Consider the following 22915-nt stretch of genomic DNA (forward strand, 5'->3'; position numbering starts at 1 on the left):
CCCGGGCCCCCAGGGGCCCTGCAGCTTGGGAATACCGGTTACTGGACAAAGGCCGTACCGGACTTGGCAAGGGTGACATCGGGGCCAGTGACGGCGCCGATAATGCTCACATTGGCCCCGCCCTTATGGGCCACGGACCAGGCTGCCTGGCTGGTGGTGGCGCTCGGCGCGGTAATGGCCTCATAATCCCCGGTCAGGGCGGCGGAAGCGGTCGTGCTGCCGATCTTGGCCCGGGTGGTCGTTTTCCCGCCCTCGCCGTTGTTCAAGGTGATCCTGGCCAAATCGGCCAGGGTTACCTGGTTGGCGGTGGCGGCGGTATCTATAACCAGGCTGCCATGAGCGGCCAGGTTCAAATCTACCTGCTGCAGGATAAGGACCTTAGCTCCTCCGGCCAGGGTCAGGGCGAGGTTGGTTCCGCCGGCGGCTGCCGTGAGTTTTGCTCCGGGGGCATCCCCCTGGATCTTATTGCTGCCCAGGATGACGGTCCCGCCTGAGGCTTTGAGTGAGGAAGCGGCGGAAGCGGAAGAAATAACCGTTTCCCCGATATTCACATTGCCGGTACCGGTGTTAGAGAAACTGAGGGTACCGGTGTCGGCCACGGCCAGGTAACCGATCTCACTGGGGCTTATCCTCGTAGAAAGGGTGGTAGCGGCAACCTCGAAGATCGCTCCCGGGACCACCTGCAGCGTACCGTTGGTGATGGTAAGAGCAGCAGTCCCAAGGCTAATCTTTTTCGCCCCGTTCACCGCATCGTCATTAGCTCTGCTTGGGCGAATCGCGGGGGTCAGGGTTACCGTACCGGCAGGGGTTAGTTTTAGATCATCGGAACCGGCAGCCAGGACCGGGGCAAGGGTGGTGGCGCTCCCCGCCGCGGTGGGGGTAATTTTAACAGAGATGGTTTTATTCGCCCCCAGGGTCAGCGATCCGCCAAACCTAATTGCATTAGCTCCCAGGGTAGTAGGGTTTACCAGGGTAACATTGCCCAATAGGGCTATGTCCGCAGTTGTGGTAACCCCTTCTTTAAATTCCACATCCCCGGCTATCGTAGACCCATCATTAAGGCTCACCAGCGCATTATCGAAGATAATATTACCGGTGTTCCCGAGGTTGATCCGAGTGGGAGTGGGGGTTCCGGTAAACCGGATGTTCCCGTCGCCGCCGCCAATTGCAATATCGCCGGTGTCGGTTGAAATCTCCAGGGTTCCCTTTCCCGTAAGTCTACCGGGAATGCTCAGGGGACCGGATTGGGAGACGGTAAAATTCTTTCCCTCCTGTACCTCGACATTGGGTAATACCGTATTGGAAGGCCCATATACGATGACACCCCCCTGGCTGCTGGTCAGGATGGAACAGGTTCCCAATAATAAATTAGAACTTGCAGGATTATTCCACTCTACGCCGGGGCGGGTGCCGGTAACATCCACGGTCCCCAGGGCTGTAATCGCCAGGGGATTTGGATCACCACTGGGAGTGGCCCCCCTCCCATCAATGGGAAGGGTAAGGTTGTCCAGGACGAAGAGTTCTTCCAGGGTCCCCGCCACTATCCGGGCGTCAATGCCGCCGGGGCCGGTGGAATAATCGTGGTTCTGAAGAGGACCCAGCGTGAACCGCCTTACCGCCGCCTTGGTGGCGGTGGGCATGATGGTATCAAGGCTTTCGGCGAACTCCACCAATCTCGCAGAATTAACACGGCCGGGCAGGCCCTTCCGGTGGATGTAAGCACCTGTACTTCCTGGAGCATCATTCAGATAGAAACTCGCGCCGGGGGACCACTCCACCGAGGCGTCTACCACACTCACCACGCCGTTCTCAAAGGATACCTGGCCGTCAATTATGACCCGGGCATTCTTAAAGTTTAAATGACCGGGGGGGGTGATGTTAAGACCATCCTCAAGAACGACGGGTTCCCCCGCGGCAACGGCCCGGTCTATCGCCCCCTGCGCCTGATAGGGGCTTACGGTATCGCCGTAAATCCGGTGGGCGTACACGGTCCCGGAACTGCTACTGTCATCGACAGAAGTGGGGCACCCGGTCAGGGTGATCAGCGCTGTTAACAACAACGCCACACTTCCAAAAATTAGGCTCTTTTTCAACATAAAGCCCTCCTGTTTCTATATTCATCCGGCAATAATCACCGAATGCCGGAAGCGCCTCGGAGGTCACTTCCATATAAAAAGAGGACTATACGCATTGAAACTCAACCCTGGCAGGGCTATCATTTACTTTGCGTTAGTGATTCCCCGGAGGCAGCGTACGTTCCGCCAAGAAAGCCGCTGTTCCGGGGTCCTCTTTTTAAGGACATCGCCAAAGGAACTTATCCGTACCATTTTACCAGCCGAACAGTCCCTGTATCTCTACCAGCCTTAATCCAAACAAAGACCCAGACCCGCAGGGGGCCAAAACCCCGGCCGGAAAAAATCGGGAAGCCGTCAACGATGGCGCTAAAAAACAGATTCTATTGGTCATGACTTACTCCTTCTTTTTGCCGGGTCTATCTGGCCTTTCTTTGTAAAAAAGCCCCTGGTAATATATATATCCCACTTTGGTCCGGAAATCTCGTTTTTTTTAAAAATTTTTAAAAAAAACACAAAAAAATTGGCGGTCCGGACCCGGCGGTAAAATTACCTTACGGTCTTTTATCATTTTACCACCTATGCTTATATATTACCCTATTTTTATACATATTATGCTGTTCTTTACGGTATTATGTCATATCATGACTTTTTCCGCATCAAACTTGGCTCCAGGGTTTCAACCCTTTGGGCCCGCAGCATAATCTTTTTTCAGTTGCCTCCTGAAATGCCGGCTTGTTCCCCATTGGGCGCCGGCCGTCTTACACCCGGCACAAGCCGGGCTTTTGGCGTTACCTGCCTATACAGGCGGGGGTTAGGATGTTGCCTCCCAACCGGGTCCCGCACCATTGACGTCGGCTTTCCACTCGTAGGTTTTGCCGGTTTGAGGAGTCGCCTCCGGACTGTTATCGCCGCTTGCATAGAAATTTCCCGTTCCACTTTGTGTAATGGCGCCCGTAAGGGCAATCTGAGCGCCAGTCTCACCAAGTATTGGATCGTTAATCAGCGTCATGGTAATACTAGACGGGATAATAAGCTTACTTCCCTGCTTAATTGTCAGATGCTGTGCACTAGCGTTAAGCAAGAAGTTGGATCCCAAAGTCACCACACCGTCTATGGCAAATGTATTAATGGTAAAGGTAAATTGGGCGCCGGAGCCAAGCTGGAATATCGCCGCGGGAACACTGGAACTGGTACCGATAAACGGTGTGGTCTGTCCATTGAAGTATATTTCAGCTCCGGCTTCCACGATGGTTGTCGTGCCGGGAATCCCGGCCCCTGCCCCGACTTTAATCACACTGCCTGACTTAACGGTAACCGTACCGGTAGCTGTGCCGGTTACGCCGGCGCCCAGGGTGCAGGTACCACCCGCCACTTCAATATTCCCGTTATTGGTAACCTCGACCCCAGCTCCCACGGTAAGGTCACCCGCTATGGAAAGGATACTCCCCGGGGGTACCGTAACTTTTTCGCTTGCTGGCACCGCAAGGGTTACACCGGAGGGAACCGTGGTAGTACCGAGGGGAAGGGGTATGGGGGTACCCGGGGCACCGGTGTTTGTAAGGGTGATGGTGGAACCGTTCACGCTTACGTTGACGGAGGAACTGGCAGCGGCAAAAGCGTCCTTCAAAGAGTCTGCCACCGCGGCCGCCGCCTGCGACGAGGACGGCTTCTTGCCGCCGGATTGGTCATACGTGCTGGAGCTGTCGTCGCTCGCGTCTGTGGGGCAGCCTAGAAAAAATAATGATACGCTTAACAAAGCTATCATCCCGTATATCACTTTCGTTTTCATAAAAACTCCTGTTTAACGCTCCTGGTTATAGGAGACGTGCTCAACTCTGCCCGGAAACTTATCCGTTTCCGGACCGCTCTTTTTACCCCGGTAAAGGGGCGTATGCAAACCCGTCAGGGACTGTCCGAAATCTTTTCGGACAGTTTCCCGGGGCGGCCTTAGGGAAGCACCACCGTGGCCGCGTTGTCAATTGTCGTGCTATAGGTAGCTAAAGGTCCATGGATGTCCAAGCTGGCAATATCGCCGCCGGCTATGTCCCCGACCTGGACGGTGGAGGTTTCGCCGCCGGCCCTAAGCACACCGCTTCCCCGGATCGTCCCATTGCTCGCAATGGTTCTATTGCTCAATCCGCTGGTGACCGTGGCCGATGTTTCCTCGCTCAGGGTGATCTTACCGGCGGAGGGTTGTCCTCCTCTGCCTTCCAGGCGAACCTTATTTGTTCCTAGACCTGAAGCTCCATGTCCCACGATTACTAAAGAACCGCTATTTTGCAGGTCAAGGTTGGCCCCGCTTATGGTAAGGGTTTTACCACCACTGCTGGAGTCGCCTACCGTAATGACCGGGTCGCCGCCGTCCTCGGGAACCGCCAGGGTCCCGCTGCCGGAGATACTATTATTCGCAAGGGTTACCGGCCCTGCTGAGGCGGTGAGGACCGCCGCGTCGTTGGCAGCCGCACCGGCGGCTATTGTCGTATCTCCAATATTAATGGTACTAATAGCCGTATCAAGACCATCAGCTAAGTCAAGAACAGCGCCGTCTTCCAGGGTCAAGCGGCCAGCAGCACCAAGGGTGATATTTTGATTTAAAAGGCTGAAATAACCGCCGCCCAGTACCTTGAGTTCGCCGGTGATGGCGGTGATCGGCTGTGTTCTCAGGGTCAGGGTCTTGTCGGCTGTGTAGGTGTCGTCAGCATCGCTGGTACGGGCAGGGCCCGCGGCCAGGGTTGCGCCGGCTGCGGCAATGGTTACCCCATTGCCCCCCGCGGCCAATACCGGGTTAGCGCCCACCAGGATCTGCTTACCAGCCCCAAGGATTAAGTTACCGCTAGTCAAAGTAATGTCCTCCCCGTGAGCCAGGGTAACATTGCCGCCCAGGGTGAGGTTTCCGGTGGAGATGTCTGCGATCACCCCGGCTTTAAATTCCGTATTGCAGCCTATGGTCGTGGCCGCATTGAAGGTTGCTTCGCCGGCAAAGGTTACCGTGCCGCTGCCGCCAATAAGGCTGGTACTGGCACCAAGAGTAGCGGTAGCTTCAAGGGGACCCCAAAAGTTAATGGCGCCGTTATTGGCCGGGCTTACGATGAAGTTAGCAGCGAGGGTTGGATCGATAAGCCCTTTGGTGAAATTTACGGTCCCGGTGTTGGTGTTGGTGGTGATCTCAGCCGCTGCGGTAAGATTATCGGTAACAAAGTTTACGGTTCCGCTATTGGACGCGATCGTAACGGCAGCGCCGATAGCCGGGGTGGTAATGGTTACGGTACCGGAATTGGCAGTAGCAATCTCGACCTCACCGGTAAAATCATCCGCGTTAATGGCTATGGTACCGCTATTCGTGCCGGTGCCAGGGAGAATATAGGGAGCGACATTGTCAGGAAAGCCAGCAGGCCTGGGAATATCAAGCCTGGCGTCGGTACCATTAAAATCTCGAGTATTAATGTTTATCGTCCCGGTATTATTCTCGGCAACAAGATGCCCGGTGATACCTGCGGTATCGGTGGTATTAAGGGTGATGACACCGGCATTGTTTTTGGCGATGAATAACCCATATTCCAGAGGAGAAGTAGCTCCATCCTCCAGAGTCGGAGTATTTACCACAACCTTGCCCGAATCAATAACCTCGTCAATACGGAGGGCTGCAATACTGGGTGTAGTGCCTGTATTGCTGATCGTAAGCGTATCGGGACCTTCAACCTTGGCGATGGTGAAGTTGGTTATAGCATCAGGTATCGCGATGGTGATGGGGGTAGCCGCTTTGATCGTGGGTAATACCGCCTCATCCGGCAGGTCAATCGTAACATTCCCCGGGACGCTGCTGGTCAGGACCGCAGTGGCGGTGAATTGGATACCAGCGAGGCTTGACGCAAATATGTCGACATTTCCGGTAAGATCCACTTCCCCCAGGGGGATGATTTCGGGGATCCCCGCATCGGATGTCGCACCAAGGGTAACCTTGTCCACCACATAAAGGTGGGTAACATGGGGGGCGACATCACTAAAATCCGCACCCAGATTATAGCTTGGAATGGCAATACGCTCGTCGGTTCCCTGAACTGCCATAAGGGGATCGGTCATGTACTTCACTTTATAGCCGTTAGCACCCTCCGTGAGGATACGGTTATCCTCCGCGGTGTATATAAAAGCGCCTCCGTCCCTTACGGTTATGGTGGCTCCATCATCAAAGACAAGGCTTGCGAAGGCCGCGTTCACAATGATATTGTTCTCTACCCATACGCTCCCCTCTACCCGGACGGGTACATCCCCAAAACTGGCGACGGTGGCAAGCGTACGAGCTGGGAGGGTAGCTCCGGGACCGATCAGGGTCGTACCAGCCGTCAGAATGACAGGGCGGTTCGTGGCCTTGGCGGATTCTACGGCCGCCTTGATGGCAGCCGCATCGGCGTTACCGAACAGGTGATTCTCACTGAGGAATGTGGTTCCTCCGTCACTGTCGGTGGCCTGGGAGCACCCCGTCAGGGTAAACAGCGCCGCCATTAACAGGACAACACTGCCGAAAATTATATATTTCTTCAACATAAAACACTCCTTAAATTATCCGGAACCAGGCCGGATCTTCGTTTTCCGTACTGCCCTGGGCCATTGGGCCCCGCAGGTTTGGAATACCGGCCTTACTGAACGACGACAAAGGCCGTGCCGGACTTGGCAAGGGTAACAGTATTGGTGCCGCCGATAATGCTCACATTGGCCCCGCCCTTGTGGGCCAGGGACCAGGCGGCCTGGCTGGTGGTGGCCGTGGACGGGATTATACCCTCATAGTCCCCGGTCAGGATGGCGGAAACGGTGGTATTGCCGATCCTGGACCGGTCGGTCGTCTTTCCGCCTTCTCCGTTGTTCAAGGTAATCTTTGCCAGATTGGCCAGGCTTACCTGGTTGGCGGTCACACCAACCCCGGTTATCACGAGGCTGCCATGGCCGGCCAGGTTCAGGTCCACCTGTTGCAGGATAAGAACCTTATTTCCTGGTGTACCACTAGCAGGATCCACGGTAATGGAGGGACTTTGCCCGCCGGTGGCCGCGGTCAGTTTTGCCCCGGCAGTGGCCCCCTGGATCTTGTTGTTCCCCAGGATCACGGTCCCGCCCGAGGCTTTGAGGGTGGAAGCGGCCGGGGACGTAATTACCGTATCCCCTATCCCTATCGCGGGAATTCCAACAGAGCCGGTATCCACCAAACTGAGGGTACCGGTATCGGCCACGGCCAGGTAACCGATATATTCAGTGTCTATATTTGTTGTAAGGGTCCGGCCATCAATCTCGAATCTTGCTCCCGGAGCCACCTGCAAGGTACCGTCCGTGATCTCAAGGTTGTTGCCCGCAACAATAATCTTTTTCGCGGCGTTCACCCCATCCTCATTATTTCTGGTGGGGCGATCCGCAGCGGTCAGGGTTACATTACCGGCAGGGGTTAATTCTACCCAGGAATCGGCGGTCAATACCGGGGCAATGACCGGTTCCGCCCCCGCAGGGGTGATCTTAACGGAGATGGTCTTACCCCCCGCCAGGGTCAACCCATTAGTACCAAAGGCTAATTCGCCGGAAGCGGGGTTGGCAGCGGAGGCGGCAATGTGGTTTAACAGGGTAACATTACCGTTAAGGGATAACTCTGCCGCCGTGGTATCGACGTTACCATTAAACTCCACATTACCGTCTATCCGAGCCCCTCCACCGCGAATAGTCAGCGAATCGGCGAAGGTAACCGTACCGGTACTCCTAATATCGAGGGTGGGATCGGTAGAGGGGCTGGGGATAGGAGTATTGACCGCGGTGGAAAATTTAATGTTACCATCGCCCTCTCCAATGAAAATGGCAGTGGGGGCGGTCGTAATTTCCAGGGTTCCCCTTCCCGTAAGTTTACCGGGGATGGTCAAGGCGCCGGCGCCGGCCTGGATTTTTAACTCCTTTCCCTCCTGTACCTCGATATTGGGTAATATCGTCCCCGTAGGGGTATATACGATAACACCCCCCTGGCTGGTGGTCAGGATTGAACAGGTCCCCAAGGTTAAGTTGGCGCCGGTACCCCCCACCGTCACATTGGGCCGGGTACCGGTAACATCCACGGTCCCCAGACCGGTGATTATGAGGCTGGGAGCAGTCCCGTCAATGGGAAGGGTAAGGGTGTCCAGCACGTAAAGCCGTTCCAGTTTCTCAGCCACTATCCGGGCGTCAATGCCCCTGCTGTCGGTGGAATAATCGTAATCCGCAAGTTGCCCCAGCGTAAATTTACTTACCGCCGCGGCCTGGGCGGTAGCCATGATGTCTTCCAGTCTGTCCACATATTCCACCAGATGGTCACGCAGAACGCCGTTGGTATTCATACCCTTCTGGTGGATGTAGGCGCCGTCCCCCGGGCCCAGGTACAAAGACCCGGTTTCGGCCCATTCAACCTGGGCGCCTACCACATTAATCACGCCGCCATTAAAGGTTACCAGGCCGTTGATCCGGACCCGGGCGCCTTTAAAGTTTAAATGACCCGAGGGGGAAATGGTAAGACCATCCTCAAGAACGATGGGTTCCCCTGCGGCAACGGCCCGGTTTATCGCCTTTTGCGCCTGATAGGGGCTCACGGCGGCGCCGTAGATCCGGTGGGCATAGGCCGCACCGGAACTATCGTCATCGACGGAAGTGGGGCACCCCGTCAAAGTGATCAGCGCCGCCAAAAACAGCACCACACTTCCAAAAATTAGGCTCTTTTTCAACATAAAGCCCTCCTGTATTTATATTCATCCGGCCACAATCACCGAATGCCGAAAGCGCCCCGAAGGACGCTTCCATATAAAAAGAGGACTATACGCATTGAAAATCAGCCCCGAATGGGGTATCATTACCCTGCGTTTAGTGATTCCCCGGAGGCAGCGTACGTTCCGCCAAGAAAGCCGCTGCCCCGGGGTCCTCTTTTTAAGGACGCCGTTAAGGAACCAGTCCGAGCCATTTTATCACCCGGCCGATCCTATCTCTCTACAATACACCGTAGATCAAATAAGGAAAACCCCCTAAGAATGAACCTCCGTCGAAAAAAACAAAAAGCCGATGATGCTAAAAAACCGGTAGTATGAACCATGACCTTTCCCTTTTTTTGCCGGGTCTCTTTTCCGGACATTTTTCCTTGCAATAAATCTATACCCATAATTATATCCCCTTTTGGTCCAAAAATCTCGTTTTTTTTAAAAATTTTTTAAAAAAATGCAAAAAAACGTCAAATTTCGGCCCCGGCGCCAAATTCACCGCAAAGGCATAGTGAATATTAAGAATTTAACCACGAAGGCGCAGAAGGGAATTAGGAGAGAAGAGGGTTAACCACGAACGACACGAACCACACGAACGAAGAAGGGAGAAAAGAGAGGAGTTAGGAGAGAGAAGGGAGGAGAATTGGAATTTGACCACAAAGGCGAAGAAGGCGAAAAAGGGAAATTAAGAGAGAGGAGAGTTTGACGTGTTCAGGGGCTCGTCCTATTTTTCATCATTTTTCCCTCTTAATTCTTTATTCTTCCTTCCTTCTTCGCCTTCTGCTCATTTAATTGACCGCATAGCGGTCTACTTTGTGGTGAATTTCTTAAAAATTTAAGGTTTGCCGAAACGATTGACCGAGGGAAGGGGGGCCTTGGGTATGGCTATTCGGTAGTAAGCACCCGGCAATACCGTTTTTTTCCGGCCCGGAGGATCAGTTCCCCCTCCCCGTTCAGGTCGTCGGTGGTGAGCTGGGCCGCTACGTCGGTAATTACCCGGAAGCCGGTGGCGTCATCGCCGGACACGAAGGCCCCGCCCTGCTGGACCAGGCGGCGGGTCTCGCTTTTGCTGGGGGCCAATCCCACATCGGTAAAGAGGTCCACCACGTTATAGCCCGCCGCAAACCGGGACCGGGGGAGTGTTGCCTGGGGCATACCGGATCTATCCCCGCCCCCGCTAAAGGCGGCCCGGGCCCCGGCCATGGCCTTGTCCGCCTCCTCCTTTCCGTGGATCAGGGCGGTTACTTCCCAGGCAAGCCGTTCCTTGGCCTCGTTGGGGTTACGGCCGGGGGCGGTAAGGGCATCACATTCCTCCGGGGGCAGGAAGGTAAACATCAGGAGGAAACGCCGGATGTCCGCGTCCTGCACGTTCCGCCAATACTGGAAAAATTCATAGGGGCTGGTAAGGCCGGGGTCCAGGAAGACCGCGCCTTTTTCGGTTTTGCCCATCTTCTTGCCGTCCGCGGTGGTTACCAGGGGGAAGGTCATACCGAAGACTTCGGTCCCCTCAATGCGCCGGATGAGGTCCCCTCCGGCGACGATATTACCCCACTGATCATCCCCGCCGATTTGCAGGCGGCAGCCGTAACGGCGGTATAATTCCAGAAAATCGTAACTCTGCAAAAGCTGATAGTTAAATTCGATAAAAGAAAGCCCGGTCTCCAGCCTGAGTTTATAGGCCTCAAAGCTCAACATCCGGTTAACCGAAAAATGGCTGCCTATCTCCCGGAGAAAGTCAATATAGTTGAGGTCCGCGAGCCAATCCTTGTTATTGGCCCACCGGGCGCCGTCCCCGTCAAACCCCAAAAAACGGTCCAGTTGTTTGGTGATGGCCGCGGTGTTGGCATCAAGCTGCTCATAGGTCAACATCCGGCGCAGCTCGGTCTTCCCCGAGGGGTCCCCAATCCGGGCGGTCCCCCCCCCCACCAGGGCGATTCCCTTGTGGCCCGCGGCCCGGAGGTGGCGGTAGGCGAAAAAGGGGACCATGTGGCCGATGTGGAGGCTCGTCCCGGTGGGATCACAGCCCACGTAAAAGGTCACCGGTCCCGCGTCAAAAAGGGCCGAAAGCCCCTCGGGGTTGGTACATTGCTGAAAAAAACCACGGGTTTTAAGATTTTCCAGGGCCTGATTCATGGGTATCCTTCCTTAAAAAACCGGGCCTCTTTGAAAATCCGGCGGAATTTCAAAGGCCGCATGATACCTTGGAGTATACCGAAAGCCTCCTTATAAAACAATAGCGCGGTTCGGGAAGCCGGGGGGAAGGCTTATGCTTATTCGGAATACACCGGGAGACGGTATCATGCGTCGTTTGAGTACCGAGATGCCCGATAAAAGCTACTTTTCAGTATTCAAAGTTGGTAACCAGCCGGCAGGGGCAATAATGACTTTGTCGTTATAAGTTACCTGTTCCGGCAGGAGGGACCTCTTCAAGTCTCTGGTCCGTATCTTTTTGAAGAAATCAGCGTGTTGTTTGAGGTTCATGGCGGACTGATTTTGGGGAACGATGATGCCGATTTTCTTGCTGGGACAAAGCTGCCTGAGCTTGGTGGTAACCGGGGCCAAGTCGCTGTCCCCGGACAGAATGAGGGCCGTGTCAAATTTGTCCGCCACGGCATCCGCAAGCAGAGTGATGGCGATATTTATATCGGTCTTCTTTTCCTCATGGGCCTGATACCGCCCGGCGCAGAGGGGGCATTTGCGTTCCCGAAGGGTGAATTTACCCAAAACATCCTTTACCCCTATGGCGCGGAGGGCATGGATATAGAGTAGGTGTTTTTTTGCCCGCTCGGGTATCCAGGTAGTAAGGGCTGAAAAATAGTAAACCCTACAAATCTCCTCGGTTTCGGGGTTAATCAGACGTTTTGACAGTTCCAGCAGGTTGAGCCAGCGGCAATCAGGATGGGTATGTTGGAGGGTGCTATGGTAGAGGTTAAAGCCGTCTATATAGACATTTATCCTGACTTTTGCCATAGGGCGGTTCCTGTCGGCCCGCCATGGTCTGTGGGTAGGCCCTGTATAAAAAAAATGCCGAACACACTGTTCGGCGGGACAAGCATCAATAGTGCTTGCGGGTACATTTTTATAATACGGAATATTTGGCCCAAATGTCAAGCGATTTTTGATGATTTTTGGCGGATTACCGGTGGATTTTTTCTGGTTGAATCCAGCGGCCTTTTGAAACAGGCCCAGGGGATAAAATTTGGCTGCGCTTAAACCTCAATAGCACTCCCCTTTCTTAACTTATTGGCAGAGGAAAAACAGGTTCTCCGGCGTCAAACGGGTTGTCCGGGCAGGGGATTATCAATGGGGAAACTCCGAAAACTGAACCGGGAGACAGGTCCGTCTATATAGACATTTATCCTGACTTTCGCCATAGGGCGGTTCCTAAAGCTGCTCTATTTCCTCGCCGGACAGCCCGGTATCCTCCGCAATTTGGTCAATGGGTACTCCGCGCTTTTTCATTTTAGAGGCGATTTCCCGTCTCCCTTCCTGCTTGCCTTTCTGCTTGCCTTCCTGTAGGCCTTCCTGTAGGCCTTCCTGCTTACCTTTCACTATACCCTTCAGTATCCCTTCCTGTATTCCTGCCTGGATACCTGCCTGTATCCCTTCCTCCCGGGCATGGTTCAGCCCGCTGGTCCAGTCGGACAAGGCCATCTCCCGCATCTGGTACGCCCGCAGGGCCTCTTTGTCCTGGGAAACATATACCAGCTTCTCTTCCGCCTTCTGTATCGCCGTATCCATCTTGATTATCTCCTCTACCAGCCTTTGTGGGCTGTCCTTGTCAAACCACGTCAGCCACCGCTGCAATGGGTCGTTCCGGATGTCCTTTTCCCCTTGCCGCCGGAACTTTACCATATCAATAAAGTGTATCTCCAGGGCATCGGTCAATAATACCTCACGGTAGGTATCTTCCCAGATATGAAAACTCGTGTGAAACACCGGTACCTGGGGCAGAAACTCGTAATTCACGATATTTATCGCTATCACATTCGGCGTTTCACGGTAATCCTGCCCCGCCTCCATACCCCTCGAAAACTCTAGGCTCCAGTAAAACAGACTCCGCCGGTCCATGTTCCCCAGATTTCGAAGTTGCACCTCTATATTTATCCGCTCCCCGGAGGCGGTCCGGGCTCGCACATCCAGAATGCTCGTTTTGTCCCCCACCACCTCGGCGGTAATCGTCTTGTTTTCGAGGATCTCTACCGACTCTATGGCGTCCTGCTCTTTACGTCCCAGCACGGCATTGAGAAAGGCGCACAGTTGTTCCTCATCCCCCTTTTCGCCCATGATTTTAACAAATAGAAAGTCGTTGAGGGGATTGAGCCGTTCGGTAATCATCCTATACCGTCCTTAAGGGTTTTGCTCTTCTTCACGTATACTTACCGTCAGCGATCCAGCAGTACCGCGGAGGCTATTTTTTTAGCTTCCCCGTCGCTGAGGAGTTTTCCGATGATCGCTGCGGCCCAGAGGCCGGCGGTGCCGGCGGCGCGGCTGGTGATGATATTGTCGTGGATCACCACCGGATCTTCCGACCATTGGCCGTCGGAGAGTCCCGTTTCCATGCCGGGAAAGCAGGTAAACCGGCGGCCCTTGAGGAGGCCCAGGGGGGCCAGGATCACCGCCGGAGAAGCGCAGATGGCGCAGACCCATTTTCCCGCGGCGGCAAATTCCTGTAAGAGGGAACCCAGTTCCCGGGAGGCGGCGAGGTTCGATGCCCCCGGTTGTCCGCCGGGGAGCAGGATCCCGTCCCAGGCTGTGGTCTTGCCCTGTTTGGTGAGTTCAGGAAAAGTCGTGTCCGCCAGGACCGGGATACCGTGGGACCCGGTGACGGTCCTATCCGGTCCGATGGCAGCGGTACACACCTCAATCCCCGCCCGGCGTAAATAATCTATGGGGGTTATGGCCTCAACTTCCTCAAAGCCATTGGCTAAAAAAACAATCACCTTTTTGGACATCCTGACCCTCCTTGGCAATCCGGGGACAAGGCCGGATGGGGCCTTTTACGCAGTTCCCAGACTACTTCTAAATATACAAGATAGGGGTCTTTGCGGCAAGCGTTTATGGGTGAATTTCCGTCTTCATACTAGAACATAAAAATACCCGACGGAGTGGTATACGGCCCTTCCGCTATTCCAGAATGGTAATTTCCACCCGGCGGTTTTGGGCCCGGCCGGCCTCGTTTCCGTTATCCCCCAGGGGTTTTGTGCCGCCCCAGCCCTTGTAGATAAAACGATCTGCGGGGATGCCCCGGCTGACCAGCTCATCCACCATACGCTTGGCCCGTTTCAGGGAAAGTTCCATTTCCCCCGCCGGATAGCCCACCGCGGCGGTATGGCCCTCTACCAGAAAGGTCCGGTCGGAAATTTGGCGCAGGGCCTGGGCGATAAGATCCAGCCGGGGGCGTTCCGCGGGAAGAAATTCATCCGAATCAGGATAAAAACGGGCATCCCGCAGGGTAAGGCGCAGGCCCTCGCTTACCTCGGCGACATCTATCCCCGCCGCGTCCATGGCCGGATTCGGTCCCCGGCCGCCGGAGGGGACCGGATCAGGGCGGGAGGGTGGATCAGGCCGGTGGGGCGGATTGGATTTCAGGACCTTCCCGATGGAAAGGGCCAGGGAATTCCGGTCCAGGGGGACGATCCCCTCGCCGAAGGTCAGGGTAAAGCCCCGGAACCGCACCACGGATCCGTCGGCCCAGGTATAGGTTTCGTCCAGGGTATCCCGCATCAAAAGGGGAATACCGTCGGAAACCCGGATAAGAATATCCACATCATGGGTGCCTTGGACCTGATTAAAACCCGGTCCCGGTTGCCGGTGCCGGGAGGCGTATTTGGCGAAGATCCGGTGTACCGGAGTATCCCGGTATAGTTCCACCCCCCGGTATTCATATTCCGCGGTCAGGGGAACCACCACGGGATGTCCCTCGTTGAGGGGGTCCACCGCCCGGCGGCCCGGGGCGGTCCATTTGACCCCCGCCTTGACCGGTTCATTAGGAAAAGCCGGGAACCCCCGCAGGGACGGGAAGCCCCGATCCTCCTCAATGTTGAGCTCCCCCCGGGAGGTAAGCCCAAAGCTGGCGGGGATCACCGCGTCCACTGCCTGGGCGCTCTGCCGCATGTCCCGAAGGGTCTCCTCAAGGACAAAAAAATTGCCCCGGTACCACTGGGTACCGGCACCGTCCCGGTTCGATTCCGGAAGGATGGAGGCCCGAACCTCCCGGTACACATGGCCCACATACCGGCCGTTATCATACCGGGACCAGTCGGATCTTTCCACTATTTTGTAGGGGCCCCGGGCGCCTCCGGAGAGTAACACCGCCTCGGTCCCCGGGGACCGATCCTTGGACCCCTTCGAGAGCTGGGGCAATTCCGCCGCCCGGACGGAAAAGAGACAGCCCACCAAAAAGACGATTACCCAGAGCAGCTCTTTCAACTTATTTTTTTTCATACTTATATTTTCGGCTCTTTTTATCTTGTTTGATGGTATTTTCTTTTGATATACTAAATTATGGATCAAACGAAACTGCCGGCGGATAATCTTACGGGCATGGATGCCGCCGGGGCCAAGGAATATATTTTCCATTATATTACCACCTTAAAATTGACGGAGAAAAAGCTTGAGGAGGTAACCGGGGAACTCTCCAAATGGAAGGGCCGGGTGGATCTGGCCCGTTCCCGGGGGGAGGAAGCCCTGTCCCTGGAGGCGGAAAAGGAGGCCCTGAATTTGGAGGCGAAGCGGGACGCCCTGGCCGGGGAAATCGGGGAATTAACCGGGGTGATAGCCCGGCTGCGGCGGCAGCTTCCCGGTCTTGCCGCCCGGGAGCGGAGCATTGATCCGGATCTTCTGGAGCAGGAACTGTTACTGGCCCTGGGGGAAACCGACGAGGGGGCCCGTAAAACCGCCGGGGAATTTGAGAAGCTCAACGCCGACAGCGCCCTGGAAGCCCTCAAAGCAAAGATGCGGCAAGACCCATGAGCGGCCATAAAGGCCGGATTGCGGAAAAATCGATTTATCGTTAAGGTTATTTCCATGAGCAGCTCTGTCCGGTCCCTGGTGCGTCATGGTTCTGCCCTGTCCCTGCTCACCCTGGTTTCCCGGGTTTTGGGCCTGGTCCGGGAGATGACCAAGGCGGCGCTTTTAGGAACCAGCGCCCTTTCGGACGCCTTTTCCGTGGCCTTTTTGATCCCCAACCTATTCCGCCGGCTCTTTGCGGAAGGTTCCATCTCGGTGGCCTTTATCCCAACCTTTAAGGAATATCTCCTGGAAAATGACCAGGGCAAGATCCGGGAATTCCTCTCCTCTATTTGTACTTTTTTGACCTTTTTCGTAACCCTGGCGGTGATGGCCGGGATCCTTTTCACCCCCCTTTTGGTCCCTATTTTCGGTATAGAAGAATTCGACGAAACCGTCTGGTTAACCCGGCTGATGTTTCCCTTCCTGGCCTTTATTTCGCTGGCGGCCTTTTTTCAGGGCATTCTGAACAGCGTCCGGATCTTTACCCCCTCGGGGCTCGCCCCGATCCTGCTCAACCTGGTTACCATTTTATGCGCCTATGGTTTAAGCCCCTTTACCGCGAACCCCGCCCGGGCCATGGCCGTGGGGATACTCCTGGGGGGCTTTTTGGAAGCGGCTATCCAGTTTCCCTTTGTGCTGAAAATGGGGTTCCGTTTTTCTTTTACGGGCCTGAAACGGGCCATGCGAAACCCCGGTACCCAGGCGGTCCTTAAGCTCATCGGACCCACCATCATCGGCATGGCGGCCTACCAGCTCAACGACCTGGTCTCCACGGCCCTGGCGGGGAACGCCGGGGAAGGGGTGGTCTCCAGCCTGCAATACTCCCTCCGGCTCCAGGAACTTATCCTGGGGATCTTCGCGGTTTCCATCGGGACGGTGCTGCTGCCGGACCTGGCGGAGGACGCGAAAACCGCCTGCTGGGAGCGCTATAACCAGCGGCTTCTGTCGGCCATGGATATTATCGCCCTGATCACCATTCCGGTCACTTTTTTTTCCCTTGCCCAGGGGGAGACCCTGGTCCGCCTCCTCTTCCAGACCCGCAGCTTTGACGAGGAATCGGTCCGCTTAACCCGGGCGGCCTTTACCTTCCATATACCGGGGCTCTTTTTTATCGCTCTGAACCGTATCCTGGCCCCGGCTTTTTATGCCCAGAGTGATTCCAAATCCCCCACCCTGGCGGGGCTGCTGTCCTTTGGGGTAAATATGATCCTGGCGGCGATCCTGGCCGGTCCCCTGCAAGGGGCGGGAATCGCCCTGGCCCTGTCCCTGGCCGGTGCGGTGAATACCGCCCTGCTCCTCTTTTTTCTCCGCCGGAATCCCCATATCGCCGTGGGTACGGTCCTGAGATCGGTCCTGGGCTATGCCCTCAAAGTGGCCCTCTTTTCCGCCATTGCGGTGGCCCCGGTTCTGTGGGTAAGCCCCCGGTTAAGGACCGCTTTCTCCGGCTCCGGCCGGCTCGCCGCCCAGGGCATTCCCCTGGGGGTCTCCCTGGTTATCTTTACCGCGGTGGGGCTTTTCCTCCTCGTGATTACCGGGGACAAACAGGTGGGGGCCATCATCAGGATGTTCAGGAAGGGGGGGAGCAGTTAGGGCGGAGGAATTGCAAATTCAAACTATTGAGATACCCGCCAATGATTTCCCCAAAATCCCTAAACTCCAGCTGGCGCTGAATTAATGGGCTGTATCTCCGTAATTTCGGGGGCTTCCTTGGCCGGTTTCGACTCTTGGACGAGGCACATTTCGTCATATTCCCTCATTCGAGCGGCGGAAATTGCCCCAATTTCAAAGTTTGCGGCTGCCTCTTGGTGTATTACTTCAAAAATTTCGCTTTTGTATCTCATTTTTGGCCTCCTAAAGGACTTCTATCAAGGTTCCTCTTGCTATGCGGGCTGATATTTCTGCGTCGGTCAGTGAAAAATCATCCTTGGCGCTCTTCTTGAACCCTCGTTCTTCCCCTTGATCGATATTCGCCCTGACTGACTTCTCAAACCCATAAACAAAAAAAGTGCGAAACTGGCTCTTAAAGAACACGATCACCCGGTAACCGCCTGATTTCCCCTCGCCGGGACGGGCTACTCGCACCTTGTAGACACCCCCGCCAAGGTCGGCTTCCGCCTGCCCTTTCTCAAGCGCATCATTGACTATCGCCTTGAGTTCGCTGTCCCCTATCCCTTCCTTCCGAGCAAACCGGGCGAACCACATATTCTTGAAGATCCTCACTTATAAACGATAACCAAAAAACAGGCGGATTACAAGTTCCGGCAGCCAGGATCGGCGGAAATGAGTTGGTGTATTTGTTCGTAACTTCGATTGTGACCGTTCAAAAATGGGATTTGGGAACCGGGTATTAAAACACATCGGGTAAGCGGAAAGCAAAACTATTCCCTTCCCCTACCCCCCGGACTTCTCCGGGGGGCATTAGAATAGGGGCTTTATTTTTTCAGGTTGTAGAACGCAGCTTTTCCCGCGTAACGGGACACCCCTTCCAGGAGGTCTTCTATACGCAGGAGTTGGTTGTACTTACAGATTCGGTCGGTACGGCTCATGGAGCCGGTTTTGATCTGGCCGGTTTCCAGGGCTACCACCAGGTCGGCGATAAAGCTGTCCTCGGTTTCCCCGGAACGGTGGGAGATAATGGCGGTATACCCCGCCCGTTTGGCCATCTCCACCGCCTCGTAGGTCTCGGTTACCGTGCCGATCTGGTTCACCTTGATGAGGATCGAGTTACAGGACCCTTCTTTGATGCCCCGCTCCAGGCGTTTGGTGTTGGTTACAAAAAAGTCATCCCCCACGATCTGGATCTTCGAGCCCAGGGCTTTGGTCATCTTCACATACCCTTCCCAATCGTTCTGATCCAGGGGGTCTTCAATGGAGATAATGGGGTATTTATTCACCCATTTGGTATAGATTTCGATCATCTCGTCGGCGGAAAAAAGCTTACCGGGATTGGATTTCCAGAATTTATAGCCCTTTTTGTCCCCTTCATCAAAAAGCTCGGAGCTGGCACAGTCCAGGGCGATACCAAACTGTTCCCCGGGTCTGTACCCGGCCTTTTCAATGGCATTGACAATGTAGTCCAGGGCTTCCTCGTTGCCGATGTCCGGGGCAAAACCGCCCTCATCCCCCACGGCGGTGTTCTTTCCCGCGTCCTTGAGGAGCTTTTTGAGGGTATGGAAAACCTCGGCGGTCCAGCGGACCCCTTCCCGTATGGATTCGGCCCCCACGGGCATGACCATGAATTCCTGAAAATCGATCTTGTTGTCCGCGTGCTTACCCCCGTTGACAATATTGGCCATAGGTACGGGGAGCAGGTTGGCGTGGAAAGTCCCCAAATATTTAAAGAGGGGTACATCAAGATAATTCGCCGCGGCCCGGGCAACGGCCATGGACACCCCCAATATGGCATTGGCGCCGAGTTTTCCCTTGTTTTCCGTCCCGTCCAGTTCTATCATGGTCCGGTCTATATCCACCTGCTCCTGGGCGTCCAGGCCCTGGATCTCCGGGGCAATGATGTCATTCACATTGGCCACCGCCTTGAGAACCCCCTTGCCCAGGTAACGGTCCTTATCGCCGTCCCGGAGTTCCACCGCCTCGTGTTCGCCGGTGGAAGCCCCCGAGGGAACCGCCGCCCGTCCCAGGGATCCGTCCTCCAAGATCACGTCCACTTCAACCGTTGGATTGCCCCGGGAATCAAGAATTTCGCGGGCTTCAACATATTCAATAATACTCATCTATGGCTCCTTATAAAATCATCCTAAAAGGTAAAGGGACGCTTTTATCTCCTTACGGTTTAGAACATCTCGATATATATAATCTTCCGCTTTTAGGGGCCCCTCGTCAAGGGTCCGCAATGCCCCATCACGGCTTTATCCGCTTCTCCGAAGCGGGATCGAAAAACATGGCTTCCTTTACGGTCAAAGCCACCCGGGTATTTAAGGGCAATTCCAGGAATTCGGAACTGACGATTTTGATTTCCGCCCCGCCGATATGGGTTATCAGAATGGCATAACTCCCCTGGGGCTCCACAAAATCAATGGTCCCGTCGCAGATCCAGGACTCGCCCCGTTCCATACCCGGGACAATTCCGAAAAATTCAGGCCGTATGCCCAGGACGGCTTCTTTTCCTTCGTAGGGGTCCAGGGCCCCGATCAGGGACGGGGGGACCCGGTAACGGAAATCGGAACAAAGGGCAGCAAGGCCGTCTCCGGTTCTCTCGATTTTTACGGTGAAAAAATTGGTGGGCGGGGTGCCGATAAAGGAGGCGACAAACCGGGTCGCGCTGTTCCGGTATACTTCCGCCGGAGTTCCGATCTGTTCTATCTTTCCCCGGTACATCACGATGATCCGGTCCGCGAGGCTCATGGCCTCGGCCTGATCATGGGTAACAAAGATGGTGGTGGAATTTTCCTGCCGGTGGATCCGTTTTAATTCCGTCCGCATGGTCACCCGCAGTTTCGCGTCCAGATTGGAGAGGGGCTCGTCCATAAGGAAGATCTTCGGCTTTACCACGATGGCCCGGGACACCGCCACCCGCTGCCGCTGGCCTCCGCTGAGCTGCCGGGGGTAACGGTCCAGGAAGCCCTTGATACCGGTCGCCCCGGCCGCGGCTTCGACCCGGCTTTTTATCTCCGCGGGTTTGAGTTTTTGCAGCTTCAGGGGATAGGCGATATTGTCAAAGACCGTCATGTGGGGCCAGATGGCGTAGCTTTGGAAGATCATGGACACGCCCCTATCCTTGGGCTTCCTGGTCAAAACGCTTTCCCCGTCAATAAGAATATCACCCCCCGTAACCTCCTCAAGGCCCGAGATCATACGGATAGTGGTGGTTTTGCCGCAGCCCGACGGGCCGAGGAGCACAATAAATTCTCCCTTTTCGATGGAAAGATTCATGTGATCGACGATCAACGGGCCGTCTTTGGTATAGCGCTTCTGTAAATTCCGTAATTCCAAATAACTCATCACACCTCCAAGGCGTAAAACCGGGCGTAACCTTTACAGCCTGGCCCCGCCCCACATTTGATTGATGTAGCGGCGGACAATAAAGGTAAACACTAGGGCGGGGATAATCAAGATAATGCTCCCGGCGGCGGCATACTGGGTGCCGCTGGAAGTGGTTCCTATGGCCTTATAAACCACCAGGGAAAGGGTCTGATTCCGGCTAGTCAGAATAAGCGCCGAGATGGTATCGTTCCAGGCGGTGTTAAAGGCGTACATGGAACTTGCCGCCAGGGCGGGAAAGGCCAGGGGCAGGGTGATATGGATAAAGGTCTGGAAAGCACTGGCGCCGAAGATGAGGCTTGCCTCTTCCAGTTCCCGGTTTATTCCCATAAAGATACTGGAGGTGATCCACGCGGTCAGGGCGATATTGGGAACCGAATACAAAAGGGCAAGGCCGAGCTGGGTATCAAAGAGGCCGAAACGGATGAGCTGTTTTGCCATGGGTATGGATATTCCTACCACCGGGAACATCCGGACCACGAGGATCCCCACATTGATCTTTTCCTTAAACCGAAAGTCATAGCGGGCCATGGCAAAACCCGCCATGCTGCCCAGGGTGAGGGAAATGAGTATGGTGAGCAGGGAAACGATGATGCTGTTTTTAAGGGCCGGCGCGGCGTTGTTTACGATCTTAAAAAACTGGGCAAAGTTATACAGCGGAGCCTTCGCATAGGAAAATTCCCGGGGCCCTTCCCGTAAGGTACGGCTGAAATCTTCGATTAATTCCTGCCCGGTTTTATTCACGTTATACTGGCGCTTAAAATGGTTCTCCAGCCGGGCCGGGTCGGCGCTGGTAATAACCGAACGGTAGCCCCTGCCGTCCCGCCGGTCATAGAATATTTCAAATTCGTTGTTTTCCGCGGGGGCGACCTTGACCGTAACCCGCATGGACGGAATGATCCGCTTGGGAGACTCGCTCATCTCCACGGCGCTGGAAAGGGCCACCGCCCCAAAATAAAGCAGGGGGATCACCACCAGCATCACCATGCCGGCCAACACCAGGGCTATCACTGTTTTTTGGATAATGCCGTATTTATCCATCAGAGGACCTCCAGATACGTTCCCCGTTTGCTGATCCGGTAATATACCAGGGTTACCGCAAAGACAATGACCGTGGTGGTAAAGGAATAGGTAAAGGCCAACTTTCCGGAAGTATCAAGGCCGGGAATAATATCCTCGTAAAAGGCGATGCGCTCCACCAGGAAGGGAACCTTGCCGTGGCCCAGGACCATGACGGTGATGGCCCAAACCTGCACCGCCGCAATGAGCCTGAGGATTATGGAAGTCATGATCGACGGCCGCAGGATGGGGAGGGTAATGTCCCTGAATATCCGCCACTTGCCGGCGCCGAAGGTATAGGCCGCTTCCCGCATTTCCTTTTCTATGCCCTGGAGCCCCGCGGAAAGGATGATCATCACCGAAGGGGTGACCGTCCAGGTATCGATGAGGATGATGAGGAGCAGGGCGGAAAAACCCTCGGCGTTCATAAAGAGCAGGGGGTCCGTAACGAGCCCGGTTCCCATGAGCAGGGAATTTATCCAGCCGTCTTTAAAAAGCCCGGTTTTCCAGAGGATGGCCACCGCCGTGGGGGTAATGGCCATGGGGATCATGGCGATAAACATGAGAAAGTTAGAAAACTTGAATTTGATGTTGAGAAAAACCGCCAGCACCAGGGCGATAGCATACTGGAGGACCACGGAGATCCCGGCAAAGAGGGCGGTGTTTACCACGGACTGAACAAACAGATCCGATTCCGCCATGAGGCGGAAATTCCCCGTCAGGGTAAAGCCGCCCTCAAGGCCGGTAAAAACTTCGGCAATCCCCTCCAGTACCGGTATGAGCCAAAAGACCGCGTAGTATAAAAAGGCCGGGCCCATGAGCAGCCAGGGCGCGGAAGCGCGGCCAAGGGTAAATTTTTTCATGTGCCCCCTGTGTACAACAAACTGATAAAAGAAAATAACCACGAACCACACAAACCACACGAACTTCACGAACTTCACGAACTTCACGAACAAAAGTGTGAATTTTATGCAAAAGTTCGTGGTGTTCGTGTCAAATCAAGCCTATCTTTCAAGAATAATC

General features: G+C 55.0%; 17 protein-coding genes. 2 read left to right on the forward strand and 15 right to left on the reverse strand.

Going from position 1 to position 22915, the window contains the following annotated elements; all coding sequences use genetic code 11:
• Positions 1-38: 38 nt before the first annotated feature.
• The 9 genes from LQZ21_RS04015 to LQZ21_RS04055 all read right to left on the reverse strand — a co-directional run bounded on the left by LQZ21_RS04015 (position 39) and on the right by LQZ21_RS04055 (position 15268).
• Positions 39-2096, reverse strand: a complete 2058-nt coding sequence (locus tag LQZ21_RS04015) for a hypothetical protein (protein ID WP_411042883.1) — start codon at positions 2094-2096, stop codon at positions 39-41.
• Between the two features lie 790 nt (positions 2097-2886).
• A complete protein-coding gene (locus LQZ21_RS04020; protein ID WP_411042884.1) occupies positions 2887-3864 on the reverse strand; it encodes a hypothetical protein in 978 nt (325 codons plus the stop codon).
• Positions 3865-4022: 158 nt separating this feature from the next.
• Positions 4023-6617, reverse strand: coding sequence for a beta strand repeat-containing protein (locus LQZ21_RS04025; RefSeq protein WP_411042885.1), 2595 nt, complete (start codon positions 6615-6617; stop codon positions 4023-4025).
• 92 nt (positions 6618-6709) lie between these two features.
• Complete coding sequence (locus LQZ21_RS04030; RefSeq protein ID WP_411042886.1) at positions 6710-8797, reverse strand: autotransporter outer membrane beta-barrel domain-containing protein; 2088 nt, start codon at positions 8795-8797, stop codon at positions 6710-6712.
• Between the two features lie 909 nt (positions 8798-9706).
• Positions 9707-10954 carry a tyrosine--tRNA ligase gene (gene tyrS / locus LQZ21_RS04035; protein WP_411042887.1) on the reverse strand — a complete coding sequence of 416 codons (1248 nt, stop codon included), beginning with the start codon at positions 10952-10954 and terminating at the stop codon, positions 9707-9709.
• A 201-nt stretch (positions 10955-11155) separates the two neighbouring features.
• Positions 11156-11791 (reverse strand): NYN domain-containing protein, encoded by a 636-nt coding sequence (locus tag LQZ21_RS04040; protein WP_411042888.1) that lies wholly within the window; start codon positions 11789-11791, stop codon positions 11156-11158.
• Between the two features lie 414 nt (positions 11792-12205).
• Complete coding sequence (locus LQZ21_RS04045) at positions 12206-13159, reverse strand: Rpn family recombination-promoting nuclease/putative transposase (RefSeq protein WP_411042889.1); 954 nt, start codon at positions 13157-13159, stop codon at positions 12206-12208.
• A gap of 47 nt (positions 13160-13206) precedes the next feature.
• Complete coding sequence (locus LQZ21_RS04050) at positions 13207-13776, reverse strand: DJ-1 family glyoxalase III (RefSeq protein ID WP_411042890.1); 570 nt, start codon at positions 13774-13776, stop codon at positions 13207-13209.
• Between the two features lie 172 nt (positions 13777-13948).
• Complete coding sequence (locus tag LQZ21_RS04055) at positions 13949-15268, reverse strand: OmpA family protein (RefSeq protein ID WP_411042891.1); 1320 nt, start codon at positions 15266-15268, stop codon at positions 13949-13951.
• Positions 15269-15328: 60 nt separating this feature from the next.
• Between LQZ21_RS04055 and LQZ21_RS04060 the strand changes: the two genes are divergently transcribed.
• Together LQZ21_RS04060 and murJ are read left to right on the forward strand one after the other, a co-directional pair.
• Entirely contained in the window at positions 15329-15796 is a 468-nt protein-coding gene (locus tag LQZ21_RS04060; protein ID WP_411042892.1) for a PspA/IM30 family protein, read from the forward strand.
• 54 nt (positions 15797-15850) lie between these two features.
• On the forward strand, positions 15851-17425 hold the full coding sequence (gene murJ, locus LQZ21_RS04065; RefSeq protein WP_411042893.1) for a murein biosynthesis integral membrane protein MurJ: 1575 nt from the start codon (positions 15851-15853) through the stop codon (positions 17423-17425).
• Between the two features lie 59 nt (positions 17426-17484).
• Here the strand turns inward: murJ and LQZ21_RS04070 are convergent, their stop codons facing one another.
• The 6 genes from LQZ21_RS04070 to LQZ21_RS04095 all read right to left on the reverse strand — a co-directional run bounded on the left by LQZ21_RS04070 (position 17485) and on the right by LQZ21_RS04095 (position 22755).
• Positions 17485-17676, reverse strand: a complete 192-nt coding sequence (locus LQZ21_RS04070; RefSeq protein ID WP_411042894.1) for an XRE family transcriptional regulator — start codon at positions 17674-17676, stop codon at positions 17485-17487.
• Positions 17677-17686: 10 nt separating this feature from the next.
• A complete protein-coding gene (locus tag LQZ21_RS04075; RefSeq protein WP_411042895.1) occupies positions 17687-18055 on the reverse strand; it encodes a type II toxin-antitoxin system RelE/ParE family toxin in 369 nt (122 codons plus the stop codon).
• A 212-nt stretch (positions 18056-18267) separates the two neighbouring features.
• Complete coding sequence (gene eno, locus LQZ21_RS04080) at positions 18268-19566, reverse strand: phosphopyruvate hydratase (RefSeq protein WP_411042896.1); 1299 nt, start codon at positions 19564-19566, stop codon at positions 18268-18270.
• Between the two features lie 127 nt (positions 19567-19693).
• A complete protein-coding gene (locus LQZ21_RS04085) occupies positions 19694-20794 on the reverse strand; it encodes an ABC transporter ATP-binding protein (RefSeq protein ID WP_411042897.1) in 1101 nt (366 codons plus the stop codon).
• 33 nt (positions 20795-20827) lie between these two features.
• Complete coding sequence (locus LQZ21_RS04090) at positions 20828-21874, reverse strand: carbohydrate ABC transporter permease (protein ID WP_411042898.1); 1047 nt, start codon at positions 21872-21874, stop codon at positions 20828-20830.
• Positions 21874-22755: a carbohydrate ABC transporter permease gene (locus LQZ21_RS04095; protein ID WP_411042899.1), complete on the reverse strand. Its 882-nt coding sequence runs from the start codon at positions 22753-22755 to the stop codon at positions 21874-21876. Before LQZ21_RS04095 ends, LQZ21_RS04090 begins: the two co-directional genes overlap by 1 nt.
• Positions 22756-22915: the final 160 nt, after the last annotated feature.

This window comes from Treponema sp. TIM-1 (assembly GCF_046533115.1).
Taxonomy (GTDB): domain Bacteria; phylum Spirochaetota; class Spirochaetia; order Treponematales; family Breznakiellaceae; genus JAIRMO01.

What these genes read in the sequence shown, in the direction of transcription:
- LQZ21_RS04015 (WP_411042883.1), bottom strand. Translation starts at nt 2,096, where the DNA reads ATGTTGAAAAAGAGCCTAATTTTTGGAAGTGTGGCGTTGTTGTTAACA.
- LQZ21_RS04070 (WP_411042894.1), bottom strand. Translation starts at nt 17,676, where the DNA reads ATGAGATACAAAAGCGAAATTTTTGAAGTAATACACCAAGAGGCAGCC.
- LQZ21_RS04040 (WP_411042888.1), bottom strand. Translation starts at nt 11,791, where the DNA reads ATGGCAAAAGTCAGGATAAATGTCTATATAGACGGCTTTAACCTCTAC.
- LQZ21_RS04090 (WP_411042898.1), bottom strand. Translation starts at nt 21,874, where the DNA reads ATGGATAAATACGGCATTATCCAAAAAACAGTGATAGCCCTGGTGTTG.
- murJ (WP_411042893.1), top strand. Translation starts at nt 15,851, where the DNA reads ATGAGCAGCTCTGTCCGGTCCCTGGTGCGTCATGGTTCTGCCCTGTCC.
- LQZ21_RS04030 (WP_411042886.1), bottom strand. Translation starts at nt 8,797, where the DNA reads ATGTTGAAAAAGAGCCTAATTTTTGGAAGTGTGGTGCTGTTTTTGGCG.
- LQZ21_RS04025 (WP_411042885.1), bottom strand. Translation starts at nt 6,617, where the DNA reads ATGTTGAAGAAATATATAATTTTCGGCAGTGTTGTCCTGTTAATGGCG.
- LQZ21_RS04055 (WP_411042891.1), bottom strand. Translation starts at nt 15,268, where the DNA reads ATGAAAAAAAATAAGTTGAAAGAGCTGCTCTGGGTAATCGTCTTTTTG.
- LQZ21_RS04020 (WP_411042884.1), bottom strand. Translation starts at nt 3,864, where the DNA reads ATGAAAACGAAAGTGATATACGGGATGATAGCTTTGTTAAGCGTATCA.
- LQZ21_RS04095 (WP_411042899.1), bottom strand. Translation starts at nt 22,755, where the DNA reads ATGAAAAAATTTACCCTTGGCCGCGCTTCCGCGCCCTGGCTGCTCATG.
- LQZ21_RS04050 (WP_411042890.1), bottom strand. Translation starts at nt 13,776, where the DNA reads ATGTCCAAAAAGGTGATTGTTTTTTTAGCCAATGGCTTTGAGGAAGTT.
- LQZ21_RS04045 (WP_411042889.1), bottom strand. Translation starts at nt 13,159, where the DNA reads ATGATTACCGAACGGCTCAATCCCCTCAACGACTTTCTATTTGTTAAA.
- LQZ21_RS04060 (WP_411042892.1), top strand. Translation starts at nt 15,329, where the DNA reads ATGGATCAAACGAAACTGCCGGCGGATAATCTTACGGGCATGGATGCC.
- tyrS (WP_411042887.1), bottom strand. Translation starts at nt 10,954, where the DNA reads ATGAATCAGGCCCTGGAAAATCTTAAAACCCGTGGTTTTTTTCAGCAA.
- eno (WP_411042896.1), bottom strand. Translation starts at nt 19,566, where the DNA reads ATGAGTATTATTGAATATGTTGAAGCCCGCGAAATTCTTGATTCCCGG.
- LQZ21_RS04085 (WP_411042897.1), bottom strand. Translation starts at nt 20,794, where the DNA reads ATGAGTTATTTGGAATTACGGAATTTACAGAAGCGCTATACCAAAGAC.